The organism is Mycolicibacterium chubuense (assembly GCF_001044255.1).
GTDB classification, from domain to species: Bacteria; Actinomycetota; Actinomycetes; order Mycobacteriales; family Mycobacteriaceae; genus Mycobacterium; species Mycobacterium chubuense.
Genome location: NZ_JYNX01000060.1, coordinates 177,903 through 202,389, shown reverse-complemented (window position 1 = coordinate 202,389; position 24,487 = coordinate 177,903). Strand labels below are relative to the sequence as shown.

The window sequence follows — 24,487 nt, the reverse complement described above, 5'->3', positions numbered from 1 at the left end:
GTTCACGACTGGACAGCGTGGCGCTTCATCAGGCCCGCGGCGCGCGCCGCGAGCGCCATGATGGTCAGGGCCGGGTTGGCCGCGCCCTGGGTGGGCATCACGCTGCCGTCGACGACGTAGAGCCGGTCGACGCCGTAGACGCGGTGCTCCCCGTCGACCACGCCGTCCTGCCGCCTGGCCGCCATCCGCGCACCGCCGACCAGGTGGGCGTAGCGGTTGATGGTCATGACCTCCTCGGCGCCCGCGGCCCGCAGCATGTCGGACATGACGGTGCTCGCGGCATCGATGAGTTGCCTGTCGTTGTCGCACTGGCTGTAGGAGAAGTGTGCGACGGGCAAACCGTGCCCGTCCGTCTCGTCGGCGAGTGTGACGCGATTGCCGGGGAGCGGCAGCAGCTCACATAGAGCCCCCAGGGTGGCCCAGTGGACGTAGTCACGCATGTACTCCCGTAACGTCTGGCCCCAATGACCCTGGGCGGCAACGTGTTCAGACCACGTGATCGGCAGCGGGCTGACGGTCTGGATGGAGAAGCCGCGTCGGTAGGGCTTGCTGGGGTCGGTTTCGTAGAACTGCTCGCTGCTGACCTCTGGGGGCGGCGCCTTGTACATGCGGATCTCCTCGGCGAAGCGTCCCGCGACCTGCGGAGCGCCCTGGACCATGAGGTGACGGCCCACGTGGTCGTGGTCGTTGCCGAGGCCGTCGGGGTACCGGGACGAGGAGGACAGCAGCAGCAGTCGGGGCGTCTCGATGGAGTAGCCGGCGACGACGACGGCCTGGGCGCGCTGCCGGTGCAGCACACCGTCGTGCACATACACCACGCCGGTCGCGGATCCGGTGTCGTCGACGAGGATGCGGCTGACGTGGCAGTCGGGCCGGACCTCGGCGCCGTGCGCCAGGGCGTCGGGGATGTGGGTGATGAGCGGGCTGGCTTTGGCGTTGACCTTGCAGCCCTGGATGCAGAAGCCGCGGTAGATGCAGTGCGGGCGGTTGCCGAAGCGGCCGTTGGGGATTGCGACCGGCCCGACACGCATGTCGACGCCCAGGGCATCGGCACCACGCAGCGCGATCAACCCGTTGCCGCTCACCGGGTGGGGACTGTGCGGATAGCGGTGCGGGTCGCCCCACGGCCAGTCCTGGCCGGCCACCGGCAGTTCGGCTTCGATCTGTTCGTAGTAGGGGCGCAGTTCGGTGTAGTCGATGGGCCAGTCAGCGCCGACGCCGTCGCTGCTCAGGGTGTGGAAGTCGGAGGGATGGAACCGCGGTGTGTAACCGGCGTAGTGCACCATCGATCCGCCGACACCGCGCCCGGAGTTGTTGGAGCCCAACGGCACCGGATCGTCGCCGCCGATCTGACGGGCATCGGTCCAGTACAGGCCGTGGGAGCCGCGTTCGTCGCTGACCCAGTCCGCGTCCGGATCCCAGAACGGCCCGGCGTCGAGCAACACCACGCTCCACCCGGCGCGGGCGAGGCGCTGCCCGAGGGTGGCGCCTCCGGCCCCGGCCCCGACGATGACGACGTCGACCTCGTCGTCGGGTTGATAGCGGCGCATGTCGGCGCGCAGCCGGTGATCGGTGCGGACACCGTTGTGGGGCAGCAGCCAGGCCGACGCGTTGCGGTCCCGCACGGCGCTCCCGTCACCCATGGGTGCGCCCTTCGGGCAGGTCTGCGTCGGCGCGGCGGGTGGCCTCCACCCGTGCGGCGAAGGGCACCGGGTCGATGTCGCGGTGATCAGGAACCTCGTAGGATTCGCGGGCATTGATGCCGGGGTTGAGGTAACCGCGGGGGTAGGCGGGGCCGGGGAACCCGATCTCGTTCCACGCCCATGGGTGCGAGTAGAACGCCGTGCAGGCGTACCGCGTCCACAGACTCCACACGTGGCGGGCCGGCCGGTCGTGCCAACTGTGTCCCGCATCGGCGTGGTCCTGGACGTCCTGCAGCAGCCGGGCCTGCCGGGCGAGGCTGAGTTCGCCGTAGCCGGCGCCGTAGTGCTCGTGGGCGTCGTTGTCGAGTGCGGCCAGGGAGTCGCGCCATGCCTGGCCGTCCTCGGGCATGTCGTCGTAATGCCATCCGTCTGTTTCGCCCGCGGCCAGCCTCATGTCGATCAACGCCAACACCGGGACCTTCGGCTCGGTGTCCTGGGCGAGCAGCAGATCGAGCAGCGGCTCGGCCACCGCCACCTCGTCGACGGTGAAGAACGCCGGCGTGGTCGGCGGGGCGAGTCGGCCCAAGACGACACCGGCGGTGACCTCGTCCCACACGTGGGCTTGTGCCAGCACGTCGAAGCCGGGAAAGCGGCCCCGACCCTGAGGGGTGACGCCGCGCTGATGCGTGGAGCGCAGCGACATCATCGCCTCCCGTCCCCGGGCAGGTCCTCCCGGCGCAGCAGCGACGCGAGCAGTCCCATCCCTCCGACCAGGGAGGCCAGCAGCGGCGCGAACGCCGGCGGCCCGGATTCCATGTTGTATCTGGTGAGCCCGCCGGGCCGCTGCCGGATTCCGCGCCAGTGCAAATAGGTGCCCTGCACGCCGTTGGCGACGATCAGCGCGCTGGCGGCGGGCAACACCGTGTGCGCGGCGCGCCGGGAGAAGAACCCGGCCAACCCGGCCGGTACCGCCGTGGGAAGGATGACGACCGGCCAGTACATCATCCGGTTGCCGAAGCTGGCGCCGTCGTGGGAGAGGTAGATCTCGGCGGTGGTGACGGCGGCTCCGGCAGCGGTCAGCGCGGAGAGGGTGCGTTCGAAACGTCCGGTGCGGATGGCGTGCACCGCGGCGCGCACGGGTCTCATCAGCGGTCCTTTTTCTCGCTCGGGAAGTACTGCTGCACCTTCTGTTTGATGCCCTGCTTGATGAATCCCGCGCTGTCCTCGTCACCGCCGACAACTGCCTCGACGAGCGACTTCGCCTCGTCGAAGGTGGCGTGCGGCGGAATGGGAGGTACATCGGGGTCGCAGCGCACGTCGAGCACGGTGGGCCGGTCGGCGACCAGAGCGCGCTCCCACGCGTCACCGAGCACCGACGGATCGTCGATGTTGTCGCCGTGCAGGCCGAGGCTACGGGCGAACCCGGCGAAGTCAACGTCGGGAAGACTCTGCGACGCTTCGAATTTCGGTGAGTGCTCCATGGCGCGCATCTCCCAGGTGACCTGGTTCAGGTCGTTGTTGTGCAGGATCGCGACGATGAGGCGCGGGTCGGTCCACTGTCTCCAGTACTTGCTGATGGTGATCAGTTCGGCCATGCCGTTCATCTGCATCGCCCCGTCGCCGACGAACGCGATGGCGGGCCGGTCGGGATGCGCCCATTTCGCCCCGATCACGTACGGCACTCCGGGTCCCATCGTGGCGAGCGTGCCGGACAGGGAGCCACGCACGTCGCCGCGGAACTTGAGATGCCGCGCGTACCAGTTGGCCGACGAACCCGAATCGGCGGCGATGACGGCGTTGTCCGGCATCCGCTCGGACAGTTCCCAGAAGATGCGCATGGGGTTCACGGGGTCGGCATCGGTCATCGCCCGGCGCTGCACGGTGGTCCACCAACTCGCCACCCACTTCTCGATCCTGTCGCGCCAGGACCGGTCGGTCTTGCGCTCCAGCAACGGAATCAGCGCCTGCAGCGTGCTCTTCGCGTCGCCGACGAGGTTGATCTCGTAGGGGTAGCGCATCCCGATCCACTTGCCGGAGCGGTCGATCTGCACGGCGCGAGCCTGGTCGAGGTCGGGCAGGAACTGGGTGTAGGGGAAGTTCGACCCGACGGTGAGGAGGGTGTCGCAGCCCTGCATCAGATGCCAGCTCGCCGTCGTTCCGAGCAACCCGATAGAGCCGGTCACCCACGGCAGGTCGTCGGACAGAACGTCCTTGCCCAGAAGGGCTTTCGCGACACCGGCGCCGAGCAGGTCGGCGACTTCGGTCAGCTCGGCGGCGCATCCGCGGGCACCCTGTCCGACGAGCATGGCCACCTTGTCGCCGGCGTTGAGCAGGTCCGCGGTGCGGCGCAGCGCGTCATCGTCGGGGACCACCCGCGCCTCGGACATGCCCAGACTGGACGGCACCTGCTTGAACGCGTGGCCCGGCGGCTCGTAGGTCAGCTCCAAGACGTCGGAGGGCACGATGATCGCCGTGGGCGCAGCTTCGCTGAGGGCCACCCGGATGGCGCGATCGATGAGGTTGGGCAGTTGCTGCGGGACGGTGCACATCTGGACGTACTCGCTGCACACGTCTTTGAACAGGCTGAGCAGGTCGATCTCCTGCTGGTAGGAGCCGCCCATCGCCGAGCGTTCGGTCTGGCCGACGATCGCGACCACCGGGACGTGATCGAGCTTGGCGTCGTAGAGCCCGTTGAGCAGGTGCACCGCGCCCGGACCGCTGGTGGCCACGCACACCCCCACCCGGCCGGAGAACTTGGCGAAGCCGACCGCTTCGAACGCCGCCATCTCTTCGTGGCGGGCCTGGACGAACTGGGGGTCGTCGCCGGCGCGCTGCCACGCGGCGAGCAGCCCGTTGATGCCGTCGCCGGGGAACCCGAAGACCTGTCGGACGCCCCAGTCCCGCAGCCGGGCCAGTAGGACGTCACCCACGGTGTCTGACATGTCGCCTCCTTCGAAAGGTGTTGCGGTTTAATTCCGGTAGTGAGTCAGCGCAGCCCCGCCGGCGGTCAGGGCCACGCCCGCGGCGGCCATCGACAGTGCGCGCGCATGCCGCGACAGCCAGATCTGCCGGGAGCCGCTCAGCGATCGGTCGTCGAAGGATCCATGGGCGCCGTGATCGGTGCCGGGATCCTCGTCGAGCGGCTCCCACAGGTTGTTCGGCCGGTCCGGATCGACCGGCGCGCCGGTCTGCTGCGACGAGTAACCCGTGCGCGCGAGGTAGCGATCCAGCACGGCCGGCATGACGCGCTGCCCGACGACGGTCGCGGCGGTGCTGGCACCGACCCAGTACTGCTTGCGCCGGGGATGATCGGCGGCCCGCACCACCGCGCGGGCGGCCACCTCGGGTTGATAGATCGGTGGAACGGGTTGCGGGTGGCGGGGCAGCCGGGACAGCACCCAGTCGAATTGCGGGGTGTTGAGCGCCGGCATCTGCACGACGGTGATGTGCACGTTGCTGTGGTCGTGCATCAGTTCGGTGCGGACGGATTCGGTGAAACCGTTGATCGCGTGTTTGGCGCCGCAGTACGCGGACTGCAGGGGGATGGCGCGGGCGCCGAGAGCCGACCCCACCTGCACGACGGTGCCCGCGTCACGCGGTCTCATGCGGGTGAGTGCCGCCATGGTGCCGTGCACGAACCCCAGGTAGCTGACCTCGGTGACGCGGCGGAACTCGGCGGGTTCGATCTCGGTGAACGGGGCGAACACCGAGGTGAAGGCCACGTTGACCCAGACGTCGATCGGTCCGAAGGTGTCCCCGACCCGGGTGGCGGCGTCGTCCACCTGGTCGAAGTCGGCGACATCGACGGGTAGGCACAGTGCCCGGCCGCCGGCGGCCTCGACGTCCTCGGCGGCGCCGCGCAGGCCGGCGGCACCGCGGGCCAGCAGCGCTACCCGATCTCCGCGCCGTCCGAAGGCGCGTGCGACGGCACGCCCGATGCCGGCGCTGGCTCCGGTGACGACCACGGTGCGGGGCGGGATGACGGTCACGACGCTTCCTTTCCGATGCTGTTCTTCGAAAGCTGGGGTGGGTGCGCGAGGCGCAGCGACGATTCGATGAGCAGGGCGTGCACGAACGCCTGCGGGATGTTGCCCCGGAGCTGGCGCTGCTCGACGTCGTACTCCTCGCCGAACAGACCGGGCGGTCCGCAGGCGGCGCGGTTGCGTTCGAAGTGCCGGGTGGCCCCGACGACGTCGCCGCGCTGCAGACACGCCAGCGCAGTCCAGAACCCGCACAGCAGGAACGCCCCTTCGGCCTCGGCGAGCGGCCGATCGTCATGGCGGAACCGGTAGACGAACCCGTCGTCTTCGAGTTTGTCGAGCACGGCGCGCAACGTCGCGACGCTGCGCGGGTCGTCGGGCGGGAGGGCACCACGCAGGGCGGGGACCAGCAATGCGGCGTCGACACGGGGGTCGTCGGGAGCGCGCTGCCAGCGCCCGCTCGGATGCACGCAATCGGTGCTCGACGCCAGGATGGTGTCGGCCAGCGTCTGGTACCGCGACGCGTCCTTCTGCTCGGCGTGCGTGGCGAACGCCCGTAGGCCGGCAACACAGGTCAGCCGCGAGTGCGCCCAGTTCCGGGTCTCCAGTTCCCACACACCGGCGTCGGGTTGACGCCATCGCTGCGCGATGGCTGACGCCGCGATGGCGGCGGCGCGACGGCTGTCACCGTCGAGCCGGTCGTGCCGGGCGGCCGCGGCCAAGAGCAGCAGCGCTTCGCCGAAGACGTCGAGCTGAAACTGACTGTGCGCGTGGTTCCCGAGAACATCGGTGCCGCCGGGATAGCCGGGCAGCCGCAGCGAGCTCTCGTCGGGTACCGCGGTGCCGTCGACGCGGTAGGCGGGCCGAAGATCGGGGCCGTCGGCGAGCAGGCGCGCAGCGACGAATCCGACGGCGTCGTCGAGCACCGGGTGGGGTCCGTCGAGGGCCACGGCTTCACCCGCGTAGCACTGATCGCGGATCCACACGTAGCGGTAGTCGTAGTTGCGACGCTGTGCGGCGCGCTCGGGCAGGCTCATCGTCGCGGCGGCCACCATGCCTCCGCCCGGAGTCGTCAAGCCGCGCAGCACCGCATAGGAATGCCGGGCGTCGCGGGGAGCGGCGCTCGCTGTGAACGCCGGAAGCGCTGCACCCCAGGCGTTCTCGGTGTCATTCCACAGTGCGTCGGGGTGCGGCAACGGTGCGGCACCGGGACGATCCGACAACTCGACGACGACGTTGTGATGGCGGCCCTGCGCCAGCTTCAGATCGCAGCGCAGGGCAGTGACACCGACGGAGCCGTCGGTCACCTCTGCATGCGCGATGCCGTGCACCGTGATGCGCAGCGGGCCGCACGAGGCGTGCCAGCGGCCGTGGTCGTCACGAACCAGGTCGTCCATGCCGTGCCGCCCGAATCCGGCACCAGGCGCGAACGTCACTGTCGCGCAGGCATCGCCGCGCACTGCGACGAGCCGGCGCATCAGCACGGCACGGTGCGGGTCGCCGGGGTAGGCGAGGGCTTCGCGGCACTCGGTGATGCCGTCGGTGGTCACCCAGCGCGAGCGCCAGATCAGGCTGCCGTCCTCATAGTGCCCGCCCCAGACGAAGCGTCCCCGAGGGGTGATCGCGAACGCCCCGGTGCCGCCGATCAGCGCGGAGAACACGGCATCGCTGTCCCATCGCGGCGCGCACATCCAGCTGATCTCCCCGCGCGGTCCGATCAGCGCACCGCGGTATCCGTCGGCGAGGAGGGCGTACTCCCGCAGTACGTGCGGGTTGCCGATCCGAGCGGTCACCGTCGCCCCCGCCCGCTGGAATCGGTACCGCGCCGGCGAGGCAACCAGGCGGGTCCCTCGATCTGGTCGGGGAGCACCCATATCGCCAACGCGATGCTCCAGCAGAAGAGCAGGGTCCACAGCAGGATCGCCGGCGCGGTGAATCCCAGCGGTCCGGGGTCGCGATGCGCCGAGGCCACCCCGCAGATGACCATCACCGCGACGGCGACCGCGCTCATCGTGAGCGTGAAGACCTTGGCCACCTGCCGCCGCGTGCGTGCCATGGCCGCCGCTGCCCCGATGCCCACCAGAACGGCACTGAGCCACGGGGTCAGAGGCACCCCGAGTACGCGCCACCCTGCGTGCCGGTCGTCGACGGCCACTCCGATCAGGCCGACCACGCCGAGCAGACCCATGGCCAACGCCTCCGCAGCCAGCAGCCGGCGAACCTGCCGCCAGTGCGACGGGTTGACGCTGACCCGGCGCAGGTTGTCGGTCTCGGGCGGTAGCGGACCGCGGGTGTCTCGCGCCATGACGTCTCCCATTCGTTGCTTAGAAGCAAAGTATCCAATATGGATGATATCCAAACTGGCGAAAATAGTGTTGGTGGAAGACGTGTGAGCTGGATGTATGCTGCGTGCTTGATGGCAGCGCGACGAACAGAGACGACCGATTACGCGGCGCAGCTCGAGCGCGCGACGCGCGGTCTCCTCGCGTTGAACGTCCTCGTGCTCGAGGACATCGAGAAACGGGTGGGGCTATCCACCCTGCGTGCGCTGCAGTCCTTGGAGCGCCTGGGACCCAGTCTGGTCACCGAGCTCGGCGAGGACCTCGATCTGGCGCCGTCGAGCGCAAGCCGGCTCAGTGACCGGCTCGCCGAGGCCGGACTCATCACGCGCAGCATCCCGCCCCACAACCGGCGCGCGACGCTGCTCGAGCTGACCGCCGCCGGCCGGTCGGTGCTCGACGAGGTCGTGGCCCAGCGGGTCGAGCGCATGGGCGGCGTCGCGGCGCAGATGAGCAACCGCGAACGCGAGCAACTCCTCGCGGGGGCGAGCGCCTTCACCGCCGCCTACAGCCGACTGGCGGCCCGGCACACCCCTTGACCCGGTCGCGCTCAGCGGAAGCGGACCTCGAGCGTCGCGAGGCCGAAGATCTTCTTGCCGGCGGACTTCGCGCCGACGATGACGACCCCGGACCGCGTCGCCGGATCCAGTGACTTCACCTTGCCGCTGAACTCGACGTCGGCGCCTTCCTTGGCCGGCACGATCGTCGGTGAGGAGAGCCGCACGGCGAAGCGGGTGGCAGCCCCCGGATCGCCGGACCACGACGAGAAGAAGCCGGCGCCCAGGCCCATCGTCAACATGCCGTGGGCGATCACGTCGGGCAGCCCGGCGAGCTTGGCGATGTCCTCGTCCCAGTGGATCGGGTTCGCATCACCGGCCACGCCGGCGTAGTTCACCAGGTCACCGCGGGAGAGCCGGGTGTGGTGCACGGGCAGCGTCTCGCCGACCGCCAGCTCGTCGAACGAGCGGCTCCCCGGTGTGCGGGTCAGGCCGCCCTCGGACACCCGGATCGCCCCTTCGGGCCGAATCGTCTTGTGGTACTGGGCATCCGAACCGCCGATGTCGAGGATGTTCATGTCGTGCATCATCGCGTTCTGCACCGCGGTCTTGACGTCGGCGCCGATGTCCTCCGCGGTCACACCGACCACGGTGGTGTGCAGCGTGTGCACCCGCTCCCCGTCCGCGTCGGTGAACGTGTTGGTGACCGTGATGAGGTCGCGGCCGGCGATCCTGCGCACCGACGTCAGCTCCACGTCGATCTTCAACTCGTCACCGGCCACGATCGGGCGGTGCTGCTCGAAGACCTCCTCGGTCTGCATGTAGGTGTCGTAGCCGACCACCACCTCCTCGAACATGCGCCGGTTGCACTGCATGCCCGGGGCGGAGGTGAAGGTCAGCGGCGCGATCAGGTCGGGGTAGCCCAGCTCGGCGGCGGCCGCGACATCCCAGTGCGCGGGGTGGTAGTCCTGAACGGCGCGGGCGTACTCGCGCAGCTTCTCGCGGCCCACCAGGTACGTGCCGTCCATCTGGTAGTAGTGGCCGACGCGGGCTTCGAGCGGAGACGTTTCTGCCGGTGCGGTCATGGACTGCACAGTAACCCGCAGCGCGACAGGCGATCGACGGCGATCCCGGACCGCGAGTGTGGGGCCTGTGTACGCCGAATCGCCGAAACACGTGCACAGCCCCCACAGTCGACGGCCCCGCGGCGCGCGACACTGATCGGCATGGCAGGACGGCCGGACAAGGCGGCGCGGGACGGGCTCACCGCGTCCCAGCAGCGCGCGTGGGTCAGTTACATGCGCGTCTATCACCGGCTCGAATACGAGATGAACCGGCACCTGCAGCGGGACTGCGGTCTGTCGCTCGGCGACTACACGGTGCTCAACGCGCTCGACAACGCGCCGGAGCGGACGGCGCAGCTGTCGAGCCTCGCGACGGTGATCGGCTGGGAGCGCAGCCGGCTGTCCCATCACCTGCAGCGGATGGCCCGCCGCGGCTTGATCGAGCGGCTGCAGTCGGCCGAGGACGGCCGCGCCACCGACGTCACCCTGACCGCGGAGGGCGCGCAGCGGTTTCATGCGGCAGTCCCCGTGCATGCGGCGTGGGTGCGCAGCACGGTCTTCTCCGACATCGACCGCGGCCAGGAAGCGGCGCTCGCCGACATCCTGGCCGCGGTCTACGACTCGATCCTGCGGCGCGGGACGTTGCCGCCGCCGGATTTCGGCCCGCCGGCCGAGTGATCACACCTGTTCTGCGCCGCCGTCGACGAACAGCTCCGCGCCGGTCATGAAGCTGCTCTGATCCGACGCGAGGAACAACACCGCCGCCGCGAGCTCTTCGGGCCTGCCGACCCGGCCCAGCGGCACCTTGGCCGCCTCCCCGTCCAGCAGTTCCTGCTCGCTGCCGGGCGCCAGCCCGACGAGTCCGGGCGTCTCCACCGGTCCCGGCACCACGGTGTTGACCCGGATGCCGCTGCTCGCCAGTTCGGCCGCCCACGTCCGGCCGAAGGACCGGATGGCCGCCTTCGTCGCGGCGTAGACACTGAACGACGGAGTGCCGTTGGACGCTGCGGTCGATCCCGCGAGGATCACCGATGCGCCCTTGTTGAGCAGCGGCAGCACCTTCTGCACGGTGAACAGCGTGCCGCCGACGTTGGTGGTGAATGTGGAGGTGAAGTGCTCCACGGTGATGTCGGCCAGCGCGGCGAACTCGCCGCCACCGGCGTTGGCGAACACGACGTCGAGGCCATTGCCGCGCGCCCGGATGGCGTCGACGACCGCGTCGAGTTCCTCGATCTTGGACACGTCGCTACGGACGCCGGTCGCCGCTTCGCCGATCGAGGCCACCGCCGCGTCCAGCGCTTCCTGCCGGCGACCCGTGATGACGACGTGCGCGCCCTCGGCGGCCAGCCGCTGCGCGGTCGCCAGTCCGATTCCGGAGGTTCCGCCCGTGACCAATGCTGTCTTGCCGTCCAGCTGTCCCATGATGTCTTCCTTTCCCTGCCGTTGACTCCCGCTGCAACCTGCGTGACATGTCACCTATTCCCGCCTCTACGGTGGTGACGTGTTGTTCTTCCTGTTCGGCATCGGCACCAAGCAGAAGTACCTCGGCGTCGGAGACATGCGGACCTGCCCGCGCTGCCACAACACCACGCAATGGACGCGAATGCGGCAGTTCCGCCAGTTCACTGTCTTCTTCATCCCGGTCCTGCGGTGGAAGCGCAGGCAGCTCGAGGTGTGCGGAATCTGCGGCGCCGCCGTCGCGGGCTGAGCGCCGCTCGGATTGGCGCGAGGTCGGCGACCCGCACTATGTTTCTCGGGGTGATCTCCCGCGCTGCCCGCGCCATCGCGCGCTGGACCGTTCCGCTCATGGCCTTCCTCGCGGTCGCCGGCCTGGTGTCGACACCGCAGCCGGCGATCCGGTTGGCCGCCGACGGCAACCCGCTGGCCGGACTGCCCTTCTACGTCAATCCCGACTCCAAGGGCATGCGTGCCGCACGCGGCGCAGGCAATCCAACGCTCGACCGGGTGGTCAACACACCGACCGCGTACTGGATGGATCAGCTCTCCACACCCGCGGTCGACGCCAAGTACATCGCCACGGCGCAGGCCGCGGGCACCATGCCGATCCTGGCGCTCTACGGCATCCCGCACCGCGACTGCGGCAGCTTCGCCGCGGGCGGGTTCGGCTCCGCGGGCGCCTACCGCAGCTGGATCGACGGCGTCGCGGGCGCCATCGGCTCGGGCCCGGCGACGGTCATCCTGGAACCCGACGCGCTCGCCATGGCCGACTGCCTGTCCGGTGATCAGCGCCAGGAGCGCTTCGACCTGATCTCGTACGCGGTGGACACGCTGACCCGCAATCCGGCCACCGCGGTGTACGTCGACGCCGGTCATTCGCGCTGGGTCAGCGCCGACGAGATGGCCAACCGGCTCAACCAGGTCGGCGTCGCCAAGGCCCGCGGCTTCAGCCTCAACACCGCGAACTTCTTCACGACCGACGAGGAGATCGGCTACGGCAACGCGATCTCCGGCATGACGGGCGGCAAGCCGTTCGTCATCGACACCTCCCGCAACGGCGCCGGACCCGTCGAGGGCGACCCGCTGTACTGGTGCAATCCCGACGGCCGCGCGCTCGGCGTCGCCCCCACCGCGAACACGGGCAACCCGCAGGTCGACGCCTTCCTGTGGATCAAGCGGCCCGGTGAATCCGACGGCTCGTGCGGTCGCGGGGAACCCGGAGCAGGCACCTTCGTCAACCAGTACGCGATCGACCTGGCCCGCAACGCGGGCTGGTGATCCAGCCGGGCACCGGGCGATGCGCACGCTGATCGACATCTCGGTGCCGCTCAAGGCCGGCATCGCGTCGGATCCGCCCGGGCTGCGGCCGCAGATCGAGTACCTGACGCACCGCGACACCGTCGCCGACGTGCTGTCCTTCTTCCCCGGCGCCCGGGAGGAGGACCTCCCCGACGGCGAGGGGTGGGCGATCGAGCGGGTGTCGATGACCACCCACAGCGGCACCCACCTCGACGCGCCGTACCACTTCGCGTCGACCATGAACCACGGCGAGCAGGCCATCACCATCGATGAGGTGCCCCTGGACTGGTGTTTCCAGCCGGCGGTCAAGCTCGACTTCCGGCATCTCGACGACGGATACGTGGTGACCCCCGACGACGTCGACGCCGAACTGCGCCGCATCGGCCACACCCTCTCGCCGCTGGAGATCGTCGTGGTCAACACCAGCGCCGGTACCCGCTACGGCCACGACGACTACGTCGACCGCGGCTGCGGAATGGGCCGGGCGGCCACGCTGCACCTGCTCGAGCAGGGCGTCCGGCTCACCGGGACCGACGCCTGGAGCTGGGACGCGCCGTTTTCCCTCACCGCGCAGCGCTACGCGCGCACCCACGACGCCTCCATCATCTGGGAGGGCCACAAGGCCGGCCGCGACATCGGGTACTGCCACCTGGAGAAGCTGCACAACCTCGAGGCCCTGCCGTCCACCGGCTTCACCGTGTGCTGTTTCCCGGTCAAGGTCGACGCCGCATCAGCGGGCTGGACCAGAGCCGTCGCGATCATCGACGCGTAGACCGCCGCTCGCCGCGTAGAGTTTTTGGTCGAACTGTTCGATACGGAAGGTGAGCGCGTTGGTGAGCGGACCCGACACCGCGACGCTGGAGGCGGTACTGGAGGCTGCGGCGTGGGCGCCGTCGGCCCAGAACTCGCAGCCGTGGCGATGGCATGTGGACGCCGCCGGGCTGCACCTCGACGCCGACTGGGACCGCAGCCTCGGGGACAGCCCGTTCGACCGGTGCGACGTGTTGCTCGCCTGCGGCGCGGTGCTCGACCACTGTGCGCTGGCGCTGTCCGCGGCCGGCTGGGATGCCCGCATCCGCCGTTTCCCCGATCGCGCGGGCCGCCTCGCGTCCTTCGAGGTGATCGAATCGTCGCCCCGTCCGGCGTCCCGCGAACTGGTCGACGTGATCCCGCGACGACGGTCGGACCGCCGCGGATACGGCGGCTCGGTGCTGCCGCCGACCACGGTCGAGCTGATGCTGTTCCGCGCCGCGCGCTTCGGGGTGCAGTTGAACGTGGTGCCTCAGGACCGCTGGCGCCGGATCGAGGACGGCCAGGTGCAGCTGCAGTACGGCCGGGAAGCCGACGGTGCGCACCGCGACGACGACGGGATGCTCGTGGTGCTGGCCACCGACGGTGAGGACGATCTGGCGCGGCTGCGGGCGGGGGAGGCCGCGAGCCACCTGCTGCTCTCGGCCACCGCGCTGGGCCTGGCGTCGTGCCCGCTCACCGAACCGCTGCGTTCCACGCGGGACCGGCTCGCGCTGGCGTGCGAGATCTTCGACGGCCGCGCCCACCCGCAGATCCTGATCCGCATCGGTCCGCCGGCCGCCGGCGCCGCCACACTGCCCTCAGCGGTTCGGCGTTCGCTCGCCGAGACGACGACGTGGGGCCCGCTCGGCCGGTGACGGCCGGTGCCATCCGGCCTGCGCGGTCCAGATGACGTGCTGCACCCCGTGTGCCAGGCGGTCCAGCCGCGCCAGCCCCGCGGACAGGTCGTCGACCAACGGCAGTTCGGAATCCGGATCGCAGACCGACAGCAGCTGCCGGACCGGGCGGCGACCGACGATGACCCAATCGACGTCGCTGCGCGCGCAGTGCACGCTGATGTAATACAGCGCGGTGAACCCGGCCGTTCCGAAGAAATCGACAGCGCGCAGGTCGAGGACCAATTGCTTCGACACTCGGGTGTGGCGCTCCACGTACCGGCCGAACTCGCGGCCGTTGAGCGCGTCGATCTCGCCGACGACGGCGACGGCCACGCGGGTCGCCGAACAGTACCGAGACGCGAATGTGGCTTTGCCGCAACGTAATTCGTCGTCGCGGGGGATTCTGGGGAACGAAAAGCTGTGTTGCTTCTCGACGGCGGTCATGTGTCAACCTCGGGGATCAGTTGAACTCGTGAACACCGGACGTGGATGCTGGTCGGCCACTCGGTCATGCAGGTGCTGATCACAGCACGTCCCGTGGGCTGGAAGCTCAACCAATGTCAAGATAATACGGATTTCGTTTGAGCGGAAGGTCTGGGGCGATTATCGCCAATCCCGTTGCGAGCTGGGAGTTGTCTGTGGCGCCCTGCAGCTGCGCAATTGACGCCGAGGCCAATTCGTTTCGATGTGCTACGGATTTCGTTGTCCGAAGGCCTCAGGCACAATGACACGTGCCCTTCCATGCGGTCATCTCGGGTGCCGGCGTCGCCGGACCCGCTCTCGCTCACCAACTCACCGCGCGCGGCTGGCGCACCACCGTGCTCGAGCGATACCCCCAGCGACGCGACGAGGGGCAGAACGTCGACATCCGTGGCGCGGCCCGTGAGGTCATCTGTCGCATGGGCATCGACGGCGAGGTGCGCGCCGCCACCACCGGGGAGATCGGCACCCGGTTCGTCACCGCCGACGGAACACCCGCCGCGTCGTTCCCGGTGGCGCGATCGGGGCGGCCCGACGGACCGACCGCGGAACTGGAGATCCTGCGCGGCGAGCTGTCCCGCATCCTCGTCGAGCGCACCGCCGACCGCACCGACTACCGGTTCGGCACCCAACTGGCCGATGTCACCGACCACGGCGACCACGTCACCGCCGCGCTGGACGACGGCACCGCGATCGACGCCGACCTGCTCGTCATCGCCGAGGGGCTGCGCTCGCGCTCGCGCCGGTTCGTCAGCTCCGCCGAGGTGCACAACCTCGGCATGTATTTCGCCTACGTCACGCTGCCGCGCCGCGACACCGACGACCGCTGGTGGAACTGGCAGCACGTGACCAAGTCACGCGGGGTGCACCTGCGGCCCGACAACGTCGGCACCACCCGGGCCATCCTGTCCTTCCTGTCCGACGTGCGCGGCCTCGAGGACCTCGGCCAGCAGGACCAGATCACCCTGCTGCGCGCCACCTTCGCCGACGTCGGCGGCGCGGCCCCGCGCATCCTCGACGAACTCGACAACGGCGCGCCGATGTACTTCTCGGCCGTCGGCCAGGTGCACCCGTCGTCCTGGAGCAGAGGCCGCATCGGGCTGCTCGGGGACAGCGCGTTCTGCAACGCCACCTTCGGCGGCGCGGGCACCAGCCTCGCGCTGATCGGCGCCTACCTGCTGGCCGGTGAGCTGGCCGCCGGACCCGACCCGGCCGCCGCGCTGACGCGGTACCAGACCGCCATGCAGCCGTTCGTCAAGACCGCCCCCACCGTCCGTGCCGAGGTGCTCCGGCTCGCGAACCCGCGCTCCCGCACCGGAATCCGCGTCGTGCACGCCGGTGCGCGGCTCGCCTCGGGTCCGCTGGGCCGCGCGGTCAGCGCGTTGACGGGCGTGGCCGGCATCGGAGGCGACGAGCTGGCCCTACCCGAGGACCGATAGCGCGATCTTGCCGCGCAGATGTCCCTGCTCGGCCCGTTCGTGGGCGGCACGCGCCTCGGCGAGGCCGAACGTGCTGTCGAGGGCGATCCTGACCGTGCCGTCGTCGAGCGCCCGGCCCAGTTCGGCGAGCTGCGCGCCGTTGGAGCGGACCTGGGTCATCGACACCGTGACACCGCGTGCGGCCGCCTCCGCGGTGTCGGAGAACCCGGGGAACACCGGGAACAGCGCCCCGCCGCGCCGCAGGCTACGCAGGAATCGGCCGGTGGCCGGTCCGCCGACGGTGTCGAGGACGAGATCGAGGCCGGCCACGGCGTCCTCGGGAGTGCGCTCGGTGTAGTCGATGACCTCGTCGGCACCCAGTTCGCGCAGGAAATCGGTGTGGCGGCCGGAGGCCACCGCGATGACGTGCGCACCGCGGGCCTTCGCCAGCTGCACCGCGAGGTGGCCGACACCGCCGGCCGCCCCGTTGACCAACACCGTCGCACCGGCCAGTGGAACCGGTCGATGTGCTTGCGGCTGAAGGGGATTGGGTGTCTCATGACCCAGCTCGAGCAGGAACTGCCAGGCGGTCAGGCCGGACATCGGCGCCGCCGCGGCGTGCAGGTGGTCGATGCCGGCCGGCTTGCGCGCGAGATCCGTCACGGGGGCCGCGACGTACTCGGCGTAGGCGGCGCTGTCCCCGAACGACGGGAAGCGGATCATGCCGAACACCTCGTCCCCGACGGCGATGTCGGCTGTGTCGGCGATGTCGGGTGCGACGGCCGCGACGACGCCCGACACATCGGAACCGGGGATCGCGGGCAGCGTGATCACCGGCCGCATGTCGGGCGGCAACTCCTGGCGGGCGTAGCCGTCGCGCAGGTACCAGTCGGGTGGGTTCACGCCGACGGCGTGCACGCGGATCAGGACCTCGCCGGGGGCGAGCTCGGGCATCGGCACCGTCTCGTAGCGCAGCACCTCGGGACCTCCGAACCGGTGCACCCGGATGGCCTTCATCGTCGTCGGCATCGGCGTCCTCTCGTGTCGGTTGCTTAACGCACCGGAGTGTTGCTTTAAGCTCATGAGGTGCGCAACGCGAGAACCCGGCACACCATTCCGGCGAGGCAGCCGACGTGACGAACCGGCAGGTCAACCACGGTGTGCGCACCGGCGGGCGCAGCGCCAGGGTCCGCCGGGCGATCCTCGAGGCCGCGGTCGACGAACTGACCGAGACGGGTTACCCCGCGCTCGGCATGGAGGCGATCGCCGCGCGGGCCGGCGTGAACAAGACGACCGTCTACCGGCGCTGGGCGACCCTGGACGACCTGCTGGTCGACGCCCTCACCGAATGGTCGGTGGAAGCGGTTCCGGTTCCCGACACCGGAAGCATCGAGACCGACCTGCTGGCCCTCGGCCGGGATCTCGCGGACCTGCTCAACGGCGGGGTGGGCCGGCAGGTGGCGGCGATGGTGCTGACCGCCGGGCTGCGCTCCGAGCGCCTCGGCGAGGCGACCCGCCGCTACTTCGACCACCAGGCCGCGCGCGCCCGGCCGGTGGTGGCCCGGGCGATCGAACGCGCCGAGCTGCCCGCCGATTGCGATGCGGGAGAACTGCTCTCGACGTTCCGCGCCCCGCTGTTCTACCGGCTGGTCACCACCGGCGACCCCATCGACGACTCGCTGATCGAGCGCGCCGCGGACATCGCGCTGATCGCCGCCCGCGCCGGACTGATGTGAGGTTCACTGCGACGACAGCACCGCGTCGATGAGCGACCACTCCGCCCGGCTCACCCAGGACGGGTTCGCCTGCTGCGGCGCGCGGAACACCTCCATCGACCGCAGGCCCGGCAGACGGGCCAGTTCGGCGGCCGTCACGGGCCGGCGCAGCAGCGGGATGTCGACCGGCACGTGCAGCCGACCGTCCTCCTCGACCGGCTCACCGAGCAGCCGGCCGCAGCCCCAGATCCCACGGTCGCGGTGCGTGGTCACCCACAGCAGCACCCGCTGATCGGCGCGCATCAACCGCGAGCGGTAGTTGCCGGCCACGCACCACTGCGGCCGGGCGCGCCCGGCCGCGCGCATGGCGTCGACCGGCGTGCGGCGCGGATTGCACTTGATCACCCACGCGCCCAGCGTCTCCGGGGTGACCACGGCTCAGACGTCGGAGCTCTCGCGCCACAGGTCGATACCGGAATCCACGGCGTAGCGGTCGATCTCCTCGAGCTCGTCGGGACTGAACTCCAGGTTCTTCAGCGCGCCGAGGTTCTCGTCGAGCTGGGCCACGCTGGAGGCGCCGATCAGCGTCGAGGCGACCGTCGGGTCCCGCAGCACCCACGCCAGCGCCAGCTGGGCCAGAGACTGGCCACGGCGGTCGGCGATACCGGCGAGGCCGCGCAGGCGCTCCACCACGTCATCGGTCACCTGATCGTCGTCGAACGTCGGCCGGGCCGTCGCCCGCTCCACGCCGCCCGCCGGCTGCTTCAGGTAGCGGTCGGTGAGCAACCCCTGCGCCAGCGCGGTGAACGCGATCGCCCCCATGCCGGCCTCGGTGAGCTTGCCGGTCAACTCGTCTTCGATCCAACGGTTGAGCAACGAGTACGACGGCTGATGGATCACCAGCGGGGTGCCGAGCCGGCGGGCGATCGCCGCGGCTTCGGCGGTCTTCGCGGGGGAGTACGACGAGATCCCGACGTAGCGGGCCTTGCCGGAGCGCACCGCCGTGTCCAGCGCGCCGATCGTCTCCTCGAGCGGAGTGTTCGGGTCGATGCGGTGGGAGTAGAAGATGTCGACGTAGTCGAGCCCGAGCCGGTCGAGGGACTCGTCGAGACTGTTCAGCACGTAGGTGCGACCGCCGAGCTGACCGTACGGACCGGGCCACATGTCCCAGCCGGCCTTGGTCGAGATGATCAGCTCGTTGCGGTACGGCTTGAAGTCGCGGCGCAGCATCCGGCCGAAGTTCTCCTCCGCCGAGCCGTACGGCGGGCCGTAGTTGTTCGCCAGGTCGAAGTGGGTGATGCCACGGTCGAACGCGTGCCGCAACACCTCCCGCTGGGTGTCGAACGGCCGGTTGTCGCCGAAGTTGTACCAGAGACCCAGCGAGACGGCCGGCAGTAGAAGCCCCGAGGAGCCCACCCTGCGGTACGGCATCTCCGTGTAGCGCTGGGGTGACGCGACCCAGGGGTCGTGGGTGAAAGGGACGTCGGCGACTGCGAATTGCTCGGCCATCACCTCATCGTAGGCGCGCCCGCAACGGGGACCTCTCGGGCATCATGCGGGCTCGGTGGGGGCGAGAACCTCGATCACGCCGTTGTTCTCACGCACCTCGATCCGTGGCAACGGCGGGGGAGCGACGGGCAGTTGATGCGTCAGCGTCTGCCCGGTCAGCGAGAACGACGTCGAATGGCAGGGACAGCGAAGCCGCCCGTCCGGCGCGTCGAGCCACAGCTTGCACCCTTGGTGGGTGCAGACCCCCGAGACCGCCTGCAGCGCGCCGTCGCGGCGGTGCACGAATCCGCTCACCGAGCCGAGGTCGAAGGCCAGGGCGCCGCCCGCGCGCAGGTCGGCGGCCGCGCCCACCGCCCGCCAGGTGCCGCCGTTGGGTTCCAGCGTCCCCTGCGGGGCCGGCTCCGCCTGCGGCACGCGGGTTTTGGACGCCAGCAGGTTGCGGCCGACGACGATGCCGGCCACTGCCGAAGCGGCGGCGACACCGGTGCCCACGACCACCTGCCGACGGGTACCCGAGACCCGTGCGGCGGGCGGATGTTCGCCGGCCGTCTCCGCGGCCAGTCGGCGATGGAGGTCGGCGACGAAGTCCTCACTGGGGGCGTCGCTGCCGGTGCGGGCGGCACGCAGCTCGATCGCCGCCGCCATCTGCGCGGCCTCGAACTCGTCGGGACGCGCCGGCCGGGTGGCCCGGCCCCGCAGCAGATCCTCGACGAACTCGCGCACCGTCCGGTCACTCATGGCGTGCCCTCCGCATCTTTCTGGGCGGCCATGCGTAAAGCCCGGTGCTGCAACACCTTCGCGTTGGCCACGCTGATCCCCATCTGCCCCGCTGCGTCCCGGATGCTCATCGCGTGCAGGAACCGTAGCTCCAGGATGCGCCGGTAGTTGTCGGGCAGAGCGTCCAGCAGTCCGCGCACCCGGCCGGGAGCGGCGGCGTCGGCGACCTCGCGCTCGGGCGCCTCGGGCATGTCGTCCACATCGTCGCTGATCGTCGTCACCTCCCGGCCCATCCGGTGCCGCCAGTAGGACGCCAGCACGGTCCGCGCCGTCCTGCGCAGATACGTACGCACCTCGGGCACGGTCGCCGACACCCGCATCGGGCGCAGCGCCGTCATGAACACCTCGGCGGTGAGGTCCTCGGCGTCCGGCTTGTTGCCGACTTTCGCGTACATCAGGCGGTACACCCACGTGACGTTGTCGCGGTACACCGCGTCCCAGTTCGGATACGACGTCTCGGTCACCGGCCGGAGCCTCCCGCGCCAGGGTGGCGTCTGCGCATCGCGGGACCCGGGCATCTCATTGTGTCCTGCGGTCATGACGGGCGTCGTCGAATCAGGCTGCCGATTCGCTGTGGATGCACGGTCAGAAGGGGAGGTCGATCGAGCCGGCGGTGGTGTCGATCTCGTCGTCGTTGCAGGAGTGCACGGCGACGGGTATCTGCACCTGTGGGCTGGTGCCGTAGGGGACCAACGGACTGGTGTCGGCGACCGACGGGGGTGCCGACACCAGGGCGGCACAGGCGCAGGCGGCCAGGAGGGCGCCGAAGGTGGGGAGCGTCATGACCGGCGCCCCAGACGGTGGTCCAGCGAGACGCCCCCGGCGCCGACGATCAGCAGGAAGATGCTGCCGCACAGCATGGCGATCTCCAGACGTCCCTCGTGGAAGAAATCCCAGAAGCCGCCCTCGGTCGGATACAGCGGCGCGCCGTGCCACAGCAGCGGCATCTTGGTGATGGTCAGGGCGCCGATCATGTCCACGATCATCGGGAGGACCGCCAGCCGAACCAGGATCCCGGCGAGAATCATTGCCCCGCAGATGATCTCGAATGTCCCATCGCCGTAGGCGAGGAACGTCGCCGACGGGATCCCCGACTTCGCGAAGCGGCCGGGTCCCAGCGTGTCGGGACGGAGGAACTTCAGCACCCCCTCGCCGGCGAAGATCAGGCCGACGTACAGGCGGATCAGCACCACCGCCCCCGATGCCCGGGTGGCGGTCAACTGGTCGAGGGGTAGGGCACGGGTGGACAGGACGGACATGGGCGGGCTGCCTTTCTCGGCGAGTGGTCTCGTCAAGAAGTAGGCGGGCGGGTTACATCAGCGACGCAACGGCGCTGCCGCCTCGAACTCGGCCGTCTTCCCCGCCGACTGCCAGCGCAGCCAGCGCTCCCAGCGCTCGAGGTTCGTCCGCTGCCAGCGCCGGTCCAGCCGCGGCGACACCCGCCGGCCGATCTCCAGCGCGGTGACCACCGGAAACCGCAAAGCCAGCAACGCGATTCCGGGCGCCGCCGACGGCAACCGGTAGCGGCGGCGATTCCACGGCAGCATGTACAGCCCGAGGTAGCCCGCCTGCACCCGGTAGTGGTATTCGGCCCGCAGCCGGCCGAGGCCGCGGTGTGCGGGGGTGGGCGCGAAGGCGGGGACGAAGGATTCGACGAGTTCGGCTCCGTCGGAGCCGCTGTCGTGGCTGCGCGCGGAGTCCGCCATCAGCAGGATGCGCCATGCGTCGGCGACCGTCTCGGGGAAGTAGCCCTCGCAGCGCACCCCGACCAGATGACCGCAGTACCGGTTGAAGTGCAGCACCGCGCGCATCTCCGCCCGAGAGGTCACATGACCGAGCAGGAACAGCCCGAGCGCGGGTGCGACGCTGCCGCCGAGCAGGGTCAGCAGCATCGCGGACTGGCTGATCGGCAGCCCCCAGCGCTGCGCATCCCACTCGGGATGCTGCCGGACCCGCTCGCGGACGCTGACGTGCATGATCCGCACGTGCAGGGAGATGCTGCGCCCCAGGGAACCGGGCGTCAGGATGGCGCCGGGACGGCACACCTCGATCCACCAGCGCGACGTCTCGAGGTAGCGGTGCAGGGCACGCCGGCCGGCGTACCCGCCGGACAGCGACAGCGGGACGGCGAGCCAGCCCTCGGTGTAGGTGTCGGTGGTGCCTGCGTTGCCGAGCGCCCCCAGCGCGTAGGCCCAGCGCCGCCACACCGCCGCGCCCCGCTCGACCAGATCGGGTTGCACCCAGTCGGGCAGCGTCTCGAACTCCTCGAACAGCGCCCGCATCGACTCCGGCGCGTCGGGGACGCTGTCGATGCCGTCGCGCTGGGCCCGCTCGACAAGGTCGCGGGCCCGGCGGGCGCCCATCGCGCCGTGATAGGTCTGCGCGACGAATCGCTCGGCCACCGGATCGCCCTCGGTGAGACCGTCGATGAAGGCGCGGGCGACGGCATCGGACGGGAACGGGTCGACCCCGGTCAGCCGCCGGATCGCCGAACGGAGCCGAGCCCGCCGCGGGCCGACATCGGGATAGCGGAACGCGGTCGGGGCTCCGGGTGGGCGGAGGCTGTCTGCCATCGCTCTGTCATAGCGCAGCGCACCGCGCGCAGGGCGCGAACCGCCGCGCGATCAGGTCGCGGGTGCGTCGTCCTCGGTGGTGGGCAGCGCTTCTGCGCCGGGGGTGGCCGGGGTCGTCAGCACATCGTCGGCCTGATCGTCGGGTTCGGCTGATTCGGCGGAAGTCATGTCGGTCCTTTCGGTCGCCGCGTGACAGTTCTCGGTATGTCTGTAACGCGTGCTCTTCTTCCCGGTACCCGCGCGGCGGTCGCGGTAATCGCTTTCGGCTGCGCTGCAACCCGACGGACGGGAGGATGGCGCGATGGCCACCCTCGTGTCCGTCAACGTCGGCATGCCCCGGGACATCGCCTGGAACAACCGCAGCGTCTACACCGGGGCGTGGAAAGAACCGGTCGCCGGGCCCCGCATGGTGCGGCGCCTCAACGTCGACGGCGACGGCCAGGGCGACCTCGGCGGGCACGGCGGCGAGAACCGGGCGGTGCTGGTCTACCAACTCGACTCCTACCGGCACTGGGCCCGCGAATTCGGCCGCGACGACCTGATGCCCGGCCTGCTCGGGGAGAACCTCACCGTCGAGGGGCTGCCCGACGACGAGGTGTGCATCGGTGACCGGTACCGCGTGGGTGGCGTGGTTCTCGAGGTGACCCAGCCGCGGGTCACCTGCTACCGCGCAGGAATGCGGATCGGGGAACCACGGATGGCCGCCCTGCTCGTCGCGCACCGCAGGCCCGGGTTCTACTGCCGGGTCATCACCGAGGGCGAGCTCGAAGCGGGTCAGGAGATCGAGAAGGTCGCCGACGGCCCCGAACGCATGACGGTCGCCGAGATCGACGCGCTGCTCTACCTTCCCGGCCACCCGCGCGACGCCCTCGACCGCGCGCTGCGCATTCCCGCGCTGAGCCCGGGCTGGCAGACGTCGTTGCGTGCGCTGGCCGACGAGAACGAGACGACCGGCAATCCGGGGCTCGCTGTCACGGGCCCGCCGCCCGCGTGGACCGGGTTCCGCGCGCTGTCGGTGCGCGACGTTCACGACGAGAGCCGCTCGGTGCGGTCCGTGGTGCTCGCCGACCCGAGCGGCGCACCGCTGCCCGATTGGATTGCCGGACAGGCGATCACGCTGCGCATCCCCGGTTCGAACGGATCGGCCGCCGTGGTCCGCAGTTACTCCCTGTCCAATGCGCCCGGTGGGGGTGAATACCGCATCAGCGTCAAGCGGGAGCCCCACGGCGCGGCCAGCGGATACGTCCATTCCCGGCTGCGCCCGGGCGACCTCCTCGACGTCGCCGCGCCCCGGGGAACGTTCCTTCTCTCCGTCGACGAGTCGCCCGTCGTCCTGGTCTCCGCCGGCGTCGGGGTGACGCCGGTGTTGTCGATGCTGCACGTGCTCGCCGCCGCAGGGACCACCCGGCAGGTGTGGTGGCTGCACGGAGCGCGCGACGGCACGGAGCACCCGTTCGCCGCCGAGGCGCGAGATTTGTTGAAGCAGTTGCCGGGCAGCAGGTTTCACGTGATGTACAGCCGGCCCGCGCCGGACGACCGGTCCGGGGTGGACTACAGCGAGCGCGGCCGGCTCGAGGCTGCGGTGTTGGACGGCCTCGACGTACCCCGTGACGCCAGCGCCTACGTGTGCGGCCCGCAGGTGTTCATGACCGAGATGGAGGCGGCGCTGCTCGCTCACGGGCTGGACGCCGCCCGGGTGCACACCGAGATCTTCGGCGCCGGGCCCGCCCTCACGCCGGGTATCGCCGCCCACACGGTGCCCCCGCACCAGCCCGCCGGGCCACCCGGGCCGGGACCCGAGGTGCAGTTCGCCCGCAGCGGGATGACGGCGCCGTGGGGGCCGCCCGCCGCGAGCCTGCTCGAGTTCGCCGAGGCCTGCGATGTCCCCACCCGCTGGTCGTGCCGCACCGGGGTGTGCCACAACTGCGAGACCGCGCTGCTGGCCGGCGCGGTCCGCTACGCCCCCGAACCGCTGGAGCCGCCCGCCGAGGGCAACGTGCTGATCTGCTGTGCGCAGCCGGTCGAGCCAGTCGTGCTCGACCTGTGA

General features: G+C 70.4%; 27 protein-coding genes. 9 read left to right on the top strand and 18 right to left on the bottom strand.

Annotated features, from left to right (window positions below):
• Window positions 1–2: 2 nt before the first annotated feature.
• From MCHUDSM44219_RS21755 to MCHUDSM44219_RS21725, 7 genes are all read right to left on the bottom strand, one after another.
• A complete protein-coding gene (locus tag MCHUDSM44219_RS21755; protein ID WP_236695558.1) occupies window positions 3–1,550 on the bottom strand; it encodes a GMC family oxidoreductase in 1,548 nt (515 codons plus the stop codon).
• Window positions 1,551–1,635: 85 nt separating this feature from the next.
• Entirely contained in the window at window positions 1,636–2,346 is a 711-nt protein-coding gene (locus MCHUDSM44219_RS21750; RefSeq protein WP_048420484.1) for a gluconate 2-dehydrogenase subunit 3 family protein, read from the bottom strand.
• Window positions 2,346–2,789 (bottom strand): hypothetical protein, encoded by a 444-nt coding sequence (locus MCHUDSM44219_RS21745; protein WP_053081338.1) that lies wholly within the window; start codon window positions 2,787–2,789, stop codon window positions 2,346–2,348. The genes MCHUDSM44219_RS21750 and MCHUDSM44219_RS21745 overlap by 1 nt, the downstream gene beginning before the upstream one ends.
• Window positions 2,789–4,585, bottom strand: a complete 1,797-nt coding sequence (locus MCHUDSM44219_RS21740) for a thiamine pyrophosphate-requiring protein (protein ID WP_048420300.1) — start codon at window positions 4,583–4,585, stop codon at window positions 2,789–2,791. Before MCHUDSM44219_RS21740 ends, MCHUDSM44219_RS21745 begins: the two co-directional genes overlap by 1 nt.
• A 27-nt stretch (window positions 4,586–4,612) precedes the next feature.
• Window positions 4,613–5,632, bottom strand: a complete 1,020-nt coding sequence (locus MCHUDSM44219_RS21735) for an SDR family oxidoreductase (RefSeq protein WP_236695543.1) — start codon at window positions 5,630–5,632, stop codon at window positions 4,613–4,615.
• Window positions 5,629–7,416, bottom strand: a complete 1,788-nt coding sequence (locus MCHUDSM44219_RS21730; RefSeq protein WP_048420299.1) for a glycoside hydrolase family 15 protein — start codon at window positions 7,414–7,416, stop codon at window positions 5,629–5,631. The genes MCHUDSM44219_RS21735 and MCHUDSM44219_RS21730 overlap by 4 nt, the downstream gene beginning before the upstream one ends.
• Entirely contained in the window at window positions 7,413–7,928 is a 516-nt protein-coding gene (locus tag MCHUDSM44219_RS21725; protein ID WP_048420482.1) for a hypothetical protein, read from the bottom strand. Before MCHUDSM44219_RS21725 ends, MCHUDSM44219_RS21730 begins: the two co-directional genes overlap by 4 nt.
• 111 nt (window positions 7,929–8,039) lie before the next feature.
• Between MCHUDSM44219_RS21725 and MCHUDSM44219_RS21720 the strand changes: the two genes are divergently transcribed.
• Entirely contained in the window at window positions 8,040–8,501 is a 462-nt protein-coding gene (locus tag MCHUDSM44219_RS21720) for a MarR family winged helix-turn-helix transcriptional regulator (RefSeq protein WP_048420481.1), read from the top strand.
• A gap of 11 nt (window positions 8,502–8,512) precedes the next feature.
• On the opposite strand, the gene MCHUDSM44219_RS21715 is transcribed toward MCHUDSM44219_RS21720, so the two are convergent.
• Window positions 8,513–9,544 carry a fused (3R)-hydroxyacyl-ACP dehydratase subunits HadA/HadB gene (locus tag MCHUDSM44219_RS21715; protein ID WP_048420298.1) on the bottom strand — a complete coding sequence of 344 codons (1,032 nt, stop codon included), beginning with the start codon at window positions 9,542–9,544 and terminating at the stop codon, window positions 8,513–8,515.
• A gap of 141 nt (window positions 9,545–9,685) precedes the next feature.
• On the opposite strand from MCHUDSM44219_RS21715, the gene MCHUDSM44219_RS21710 reads away from it, so the two are divergent.
• On the top strand, window positions 9,686–10,201 hold the full coding sequence (locus MCHUDSM44219_RS21710) for a MarR family winged helix-turn-helix transcriptional regulator (protein ID WP_048420297.1): 516 nt from the start codon (window positions 9,686–9,688) through the stop codon (window positions 10,199–10,201).
• Here MCHUDSM44219_RS21710 and MCHUDSM44219_RS21705 read toward each other — a convergent pair whose 3' ends face one another.
• Window positions 10,202–10,945: an SDR family oxidoreductase gene (locus MCHUDSM44219_RS21705; protein WP_048420296.1), complete on the bottom strand. Its 744-nt coding sequence runs from the start codon at window positions 10,943–10,945 to the stop codon at window positions 10,202–10,204. It lies immediately after the preceding gene.
• Window positions 10,946–11,024: 79 nt separating this feature from the next.
• Between MCHUDSM44219_RS21705 and MCHUDSM44219_RS21700 the strand changes: the two genes are divergently transcribed.
• The 4 genes from MCHUDSM44219_RS21700 (at window position 11,025) to MCHUDSM44219_RS21685 (ending at window position 13,947) form a co-directional block, all read left to right on the top strand.
• On the top strand, window positions 11,025–11,231 hold the full coding sequence (locus tag MCHUDSM44219_RS21700; protein WP_048420295.1) for a zinc-ribbon domain-containing protein: 207 nt from the start codon (window positions 11,025–11,027) through the stop codon (window positions 11,229–11,231).
• 53 nt (window positions 11,232–11,284) lie between these two features.
• Window positions 11,285–12,259, top strand: a complete 975-nt coding sequence (locus tag MCHUDSM44219_RS21695; RefSeq protein ID WP_048420480.1) for a glycoside hydrolase family 6 protein — start codon at window positions 11,285–11,287, stop codon at window positions 12,257–12,259.
• Between the two features lie 19 nt (window positions 12,260–12,278).
• On the top strand, window positions 12,279–13,052 hold the full coding sequence (locus tag MCHUDSM44219_RS21690; protein ID WP_048420294.1) for a cyclase family protein: 774 nt from the start codon (window positions 12,279–12,281) through the stop codon (window positions 13,050–13,052).
• A 61-nt stretch (window positions 13,053–13,113) separates the two neighbouring features.
• Window positions 13,114–13,947, top strand: a complete 834-nt coding sequence (locus MCHUDSM44219_RS21685; protein ID WP_236695542.1) for a nitroreductase family protein — start codon at window positions 13,114–13,116, stop codon at window positions 13,945–13,947.
• Here the strand turns inward: MCHUDSM44219_RS21685 and MCHUDSM44219_RS21680 are convergent.
• Complete coding sequence (locus tag MCHUDSM44219_RS21680; RefSeq protein ID WP_082162319.1) at window positions 13,891–14,412, bottom strand: STAS domain-containing protein; 522 nt, start codon at window positions 14,410–14,412, stop codon at window positions 13,891–13,893. The two genes, MCHUDSM44219_RS21685 and MCHUDSM44219_RS21680, sit on opposite strands and share 57 nt — an antisense overlap.
• 287 nt (window positions 14,413–14,699) lie before the next feature.
• On the opposite strand from MCHUDSM44219_RS21680, the gene MCHUDSM44219_RS21675 reads away from it, so the two are divergent.
• Window positions 14,700–15,887, top strand: a complete 1,188-nt coding sequence (locus MCHUDSM44219_RS21675; protein WP_048420292.1) for an FAD-dependent monooxygenase — start codon at window positions 14,700–14,702, stop codon at window positions 15,885–15,887.
• On the opposite strand, the gene MCHUDSM44219_RS21670 is transcribed toward MCHUDSM44219_RS21675, so the two are convergent.
• Window positions 15,870–16,895 carry an NADP-dependent oxidoreductase gene (locus MCHUDSM44219_RS21670; RefSeq protein ID WP_082162318.1) on the bottom strand — a complete coding sequence of 342 codons (1,026 nt, stop codon included), beginning with the start codon at window positions 16,893–16,895 and terminating at the stop codon, window positions 15,870–15,872. The two genes, MCHUDSM44219_RS21675 and MCHUDSM44219_RS21670, sit on opposite strands and share 18 nt — an antisense overlap.
• A gap of 104 nt (window positions 16,896–16,999) precedes the next feature.
• On the opposite strand from MCHUDSM44219_RS21670, the gene MCHUDSM44219_RS21665 reads away from it, so the two are divergent.
• The gene (locus MCHUDSM44219_RS21665; RefSeq protein WP_048420290.1) at window positions 17,000–17,602 is read left to right on the top strand and encodes a TetR/AcrR family transcriptional regulator; all 603 of its coding nucleotides are present in this window, start codon (window positions 17,000–17,002) and stop codon (window positions 17,600–17,602) included.
• A 3-nt stretch (window positions 17,603–17,605) separates the two neighbouring features.
• Here MCHUDSM44219_RS21665 and MCHUDSM44219_RS21660 read toward each other — a convergent pair whose 3' ends face one another.
• The 7 genes from MCHUDSM44219_RS21660 to MCHUDSM44219_RS21630 form a co-directional block, all read right to left on the bottom strand.
• Entirely contained in the window at window positions 17,606–18,016 is a 411-nt protein-coding gene (locus MCHUDSM44219_RS21660) for a hypothetical protein (RefSeq protein ID WP_053081337.1), read from the bottom strand.
• A 3-nt stretch (window positions 18,017–18,019) separates the two neighbouring features.
• The gene (mgrA, locus tag MCHUDSM44219_RS21655; protein ID WP_048420289.1) at window positions 18,020–19,090 is read right to left on the bottom strand and encodes an L-glyceraldehyde 3-phosphate reductase; all 1,071 of its coding nucleotides are present in this window, start codon (window positions 19,088–19,090) and stop codon (window positions 18,020–18,022) included.
• Between the two features lie 42 nt (window positions 19,091–19,132).
• A complete protein-coding gene (locus MCHUDSM44219_RS21650) occupies window positions 19,133–19,828 on the bottom strand; it encodes a Rieske (2Fe-2S) protein (RefSeq protein ID WP_048420288.1) in 696 nt (231 codons plus the stop codon).
• Window positions 19,825–20,385: an RNA polymerase sigma factor gene (locus MCHUDSM44219_RS21645; protein ID WP_048420477.1), complete on the bottom strand. Its 561-nt coding sequence runs from the start codon at window positions 20,383–20,385 to the stop codon at window positions 19,825–19,827. The genes MCHUDSM44219_RS21650 and MCHUDSM44219_RS21645 overlap by 4 nt, the downstream gene beginning before the upstream one ends.
• 67 nt (window positions 20,386–20,452) lie before the next feature.
• A complete protein-coding gene (locus MCHUDSM44219_RS21640; protein WP_048420287.1) occupies window positions 20,453–20,650 on the bottom strand; it encodes a hypothetical protein in 198 nt (65 codons plus the stop codon).
• Entirely contained in the window at window positions 20,647–21,126 is a 480-nt protein-coding gene (locus MCHUDSM44219_RS21635; RefSeq protein WP_048420286.1) for a DoxX family protein, read from the bottom strand. Before MCHUDSM44219_RS21635 ends, MCHUDSM44219_RS21640 begins: the two co-directional genes overlap by 4 nt.
• Before the next feature lie 57 nt (window positions 21,127–21,183).
• Window positions 21,184–22,440 carry an oxygenase MpaB family protein gene (locus MCHUDSM44219_RS21630; protein WP_048420285.1) on the bottom strand — a complete coding sequence of 419 codons (1,257 nt, stop codon included), beginning with the start codon at window positions 22,438–22,440 and terminating at the stop codon, window positions 21,184–21,186.
• Between the two features lie 301 nt (window positions 22,441–22,741).
• On the opposite strand from MCHUDSM44219_RS21630, the gene MCHUDSM44219_RS21625 reads away from it, so the two are divergent.
• Window positions 22,742–24,487 (top strand): MOSC and FAD-binding oxidoreductase domain-containing protein, encoded by a 1,746-nt coding sequence (locus tag MCHUDSM44219_RS21625; protein ID WP_048420284.1) that lies wholly within the window; start codon window positions 22,742–22,744, stop codon window positions 24,485–24,487.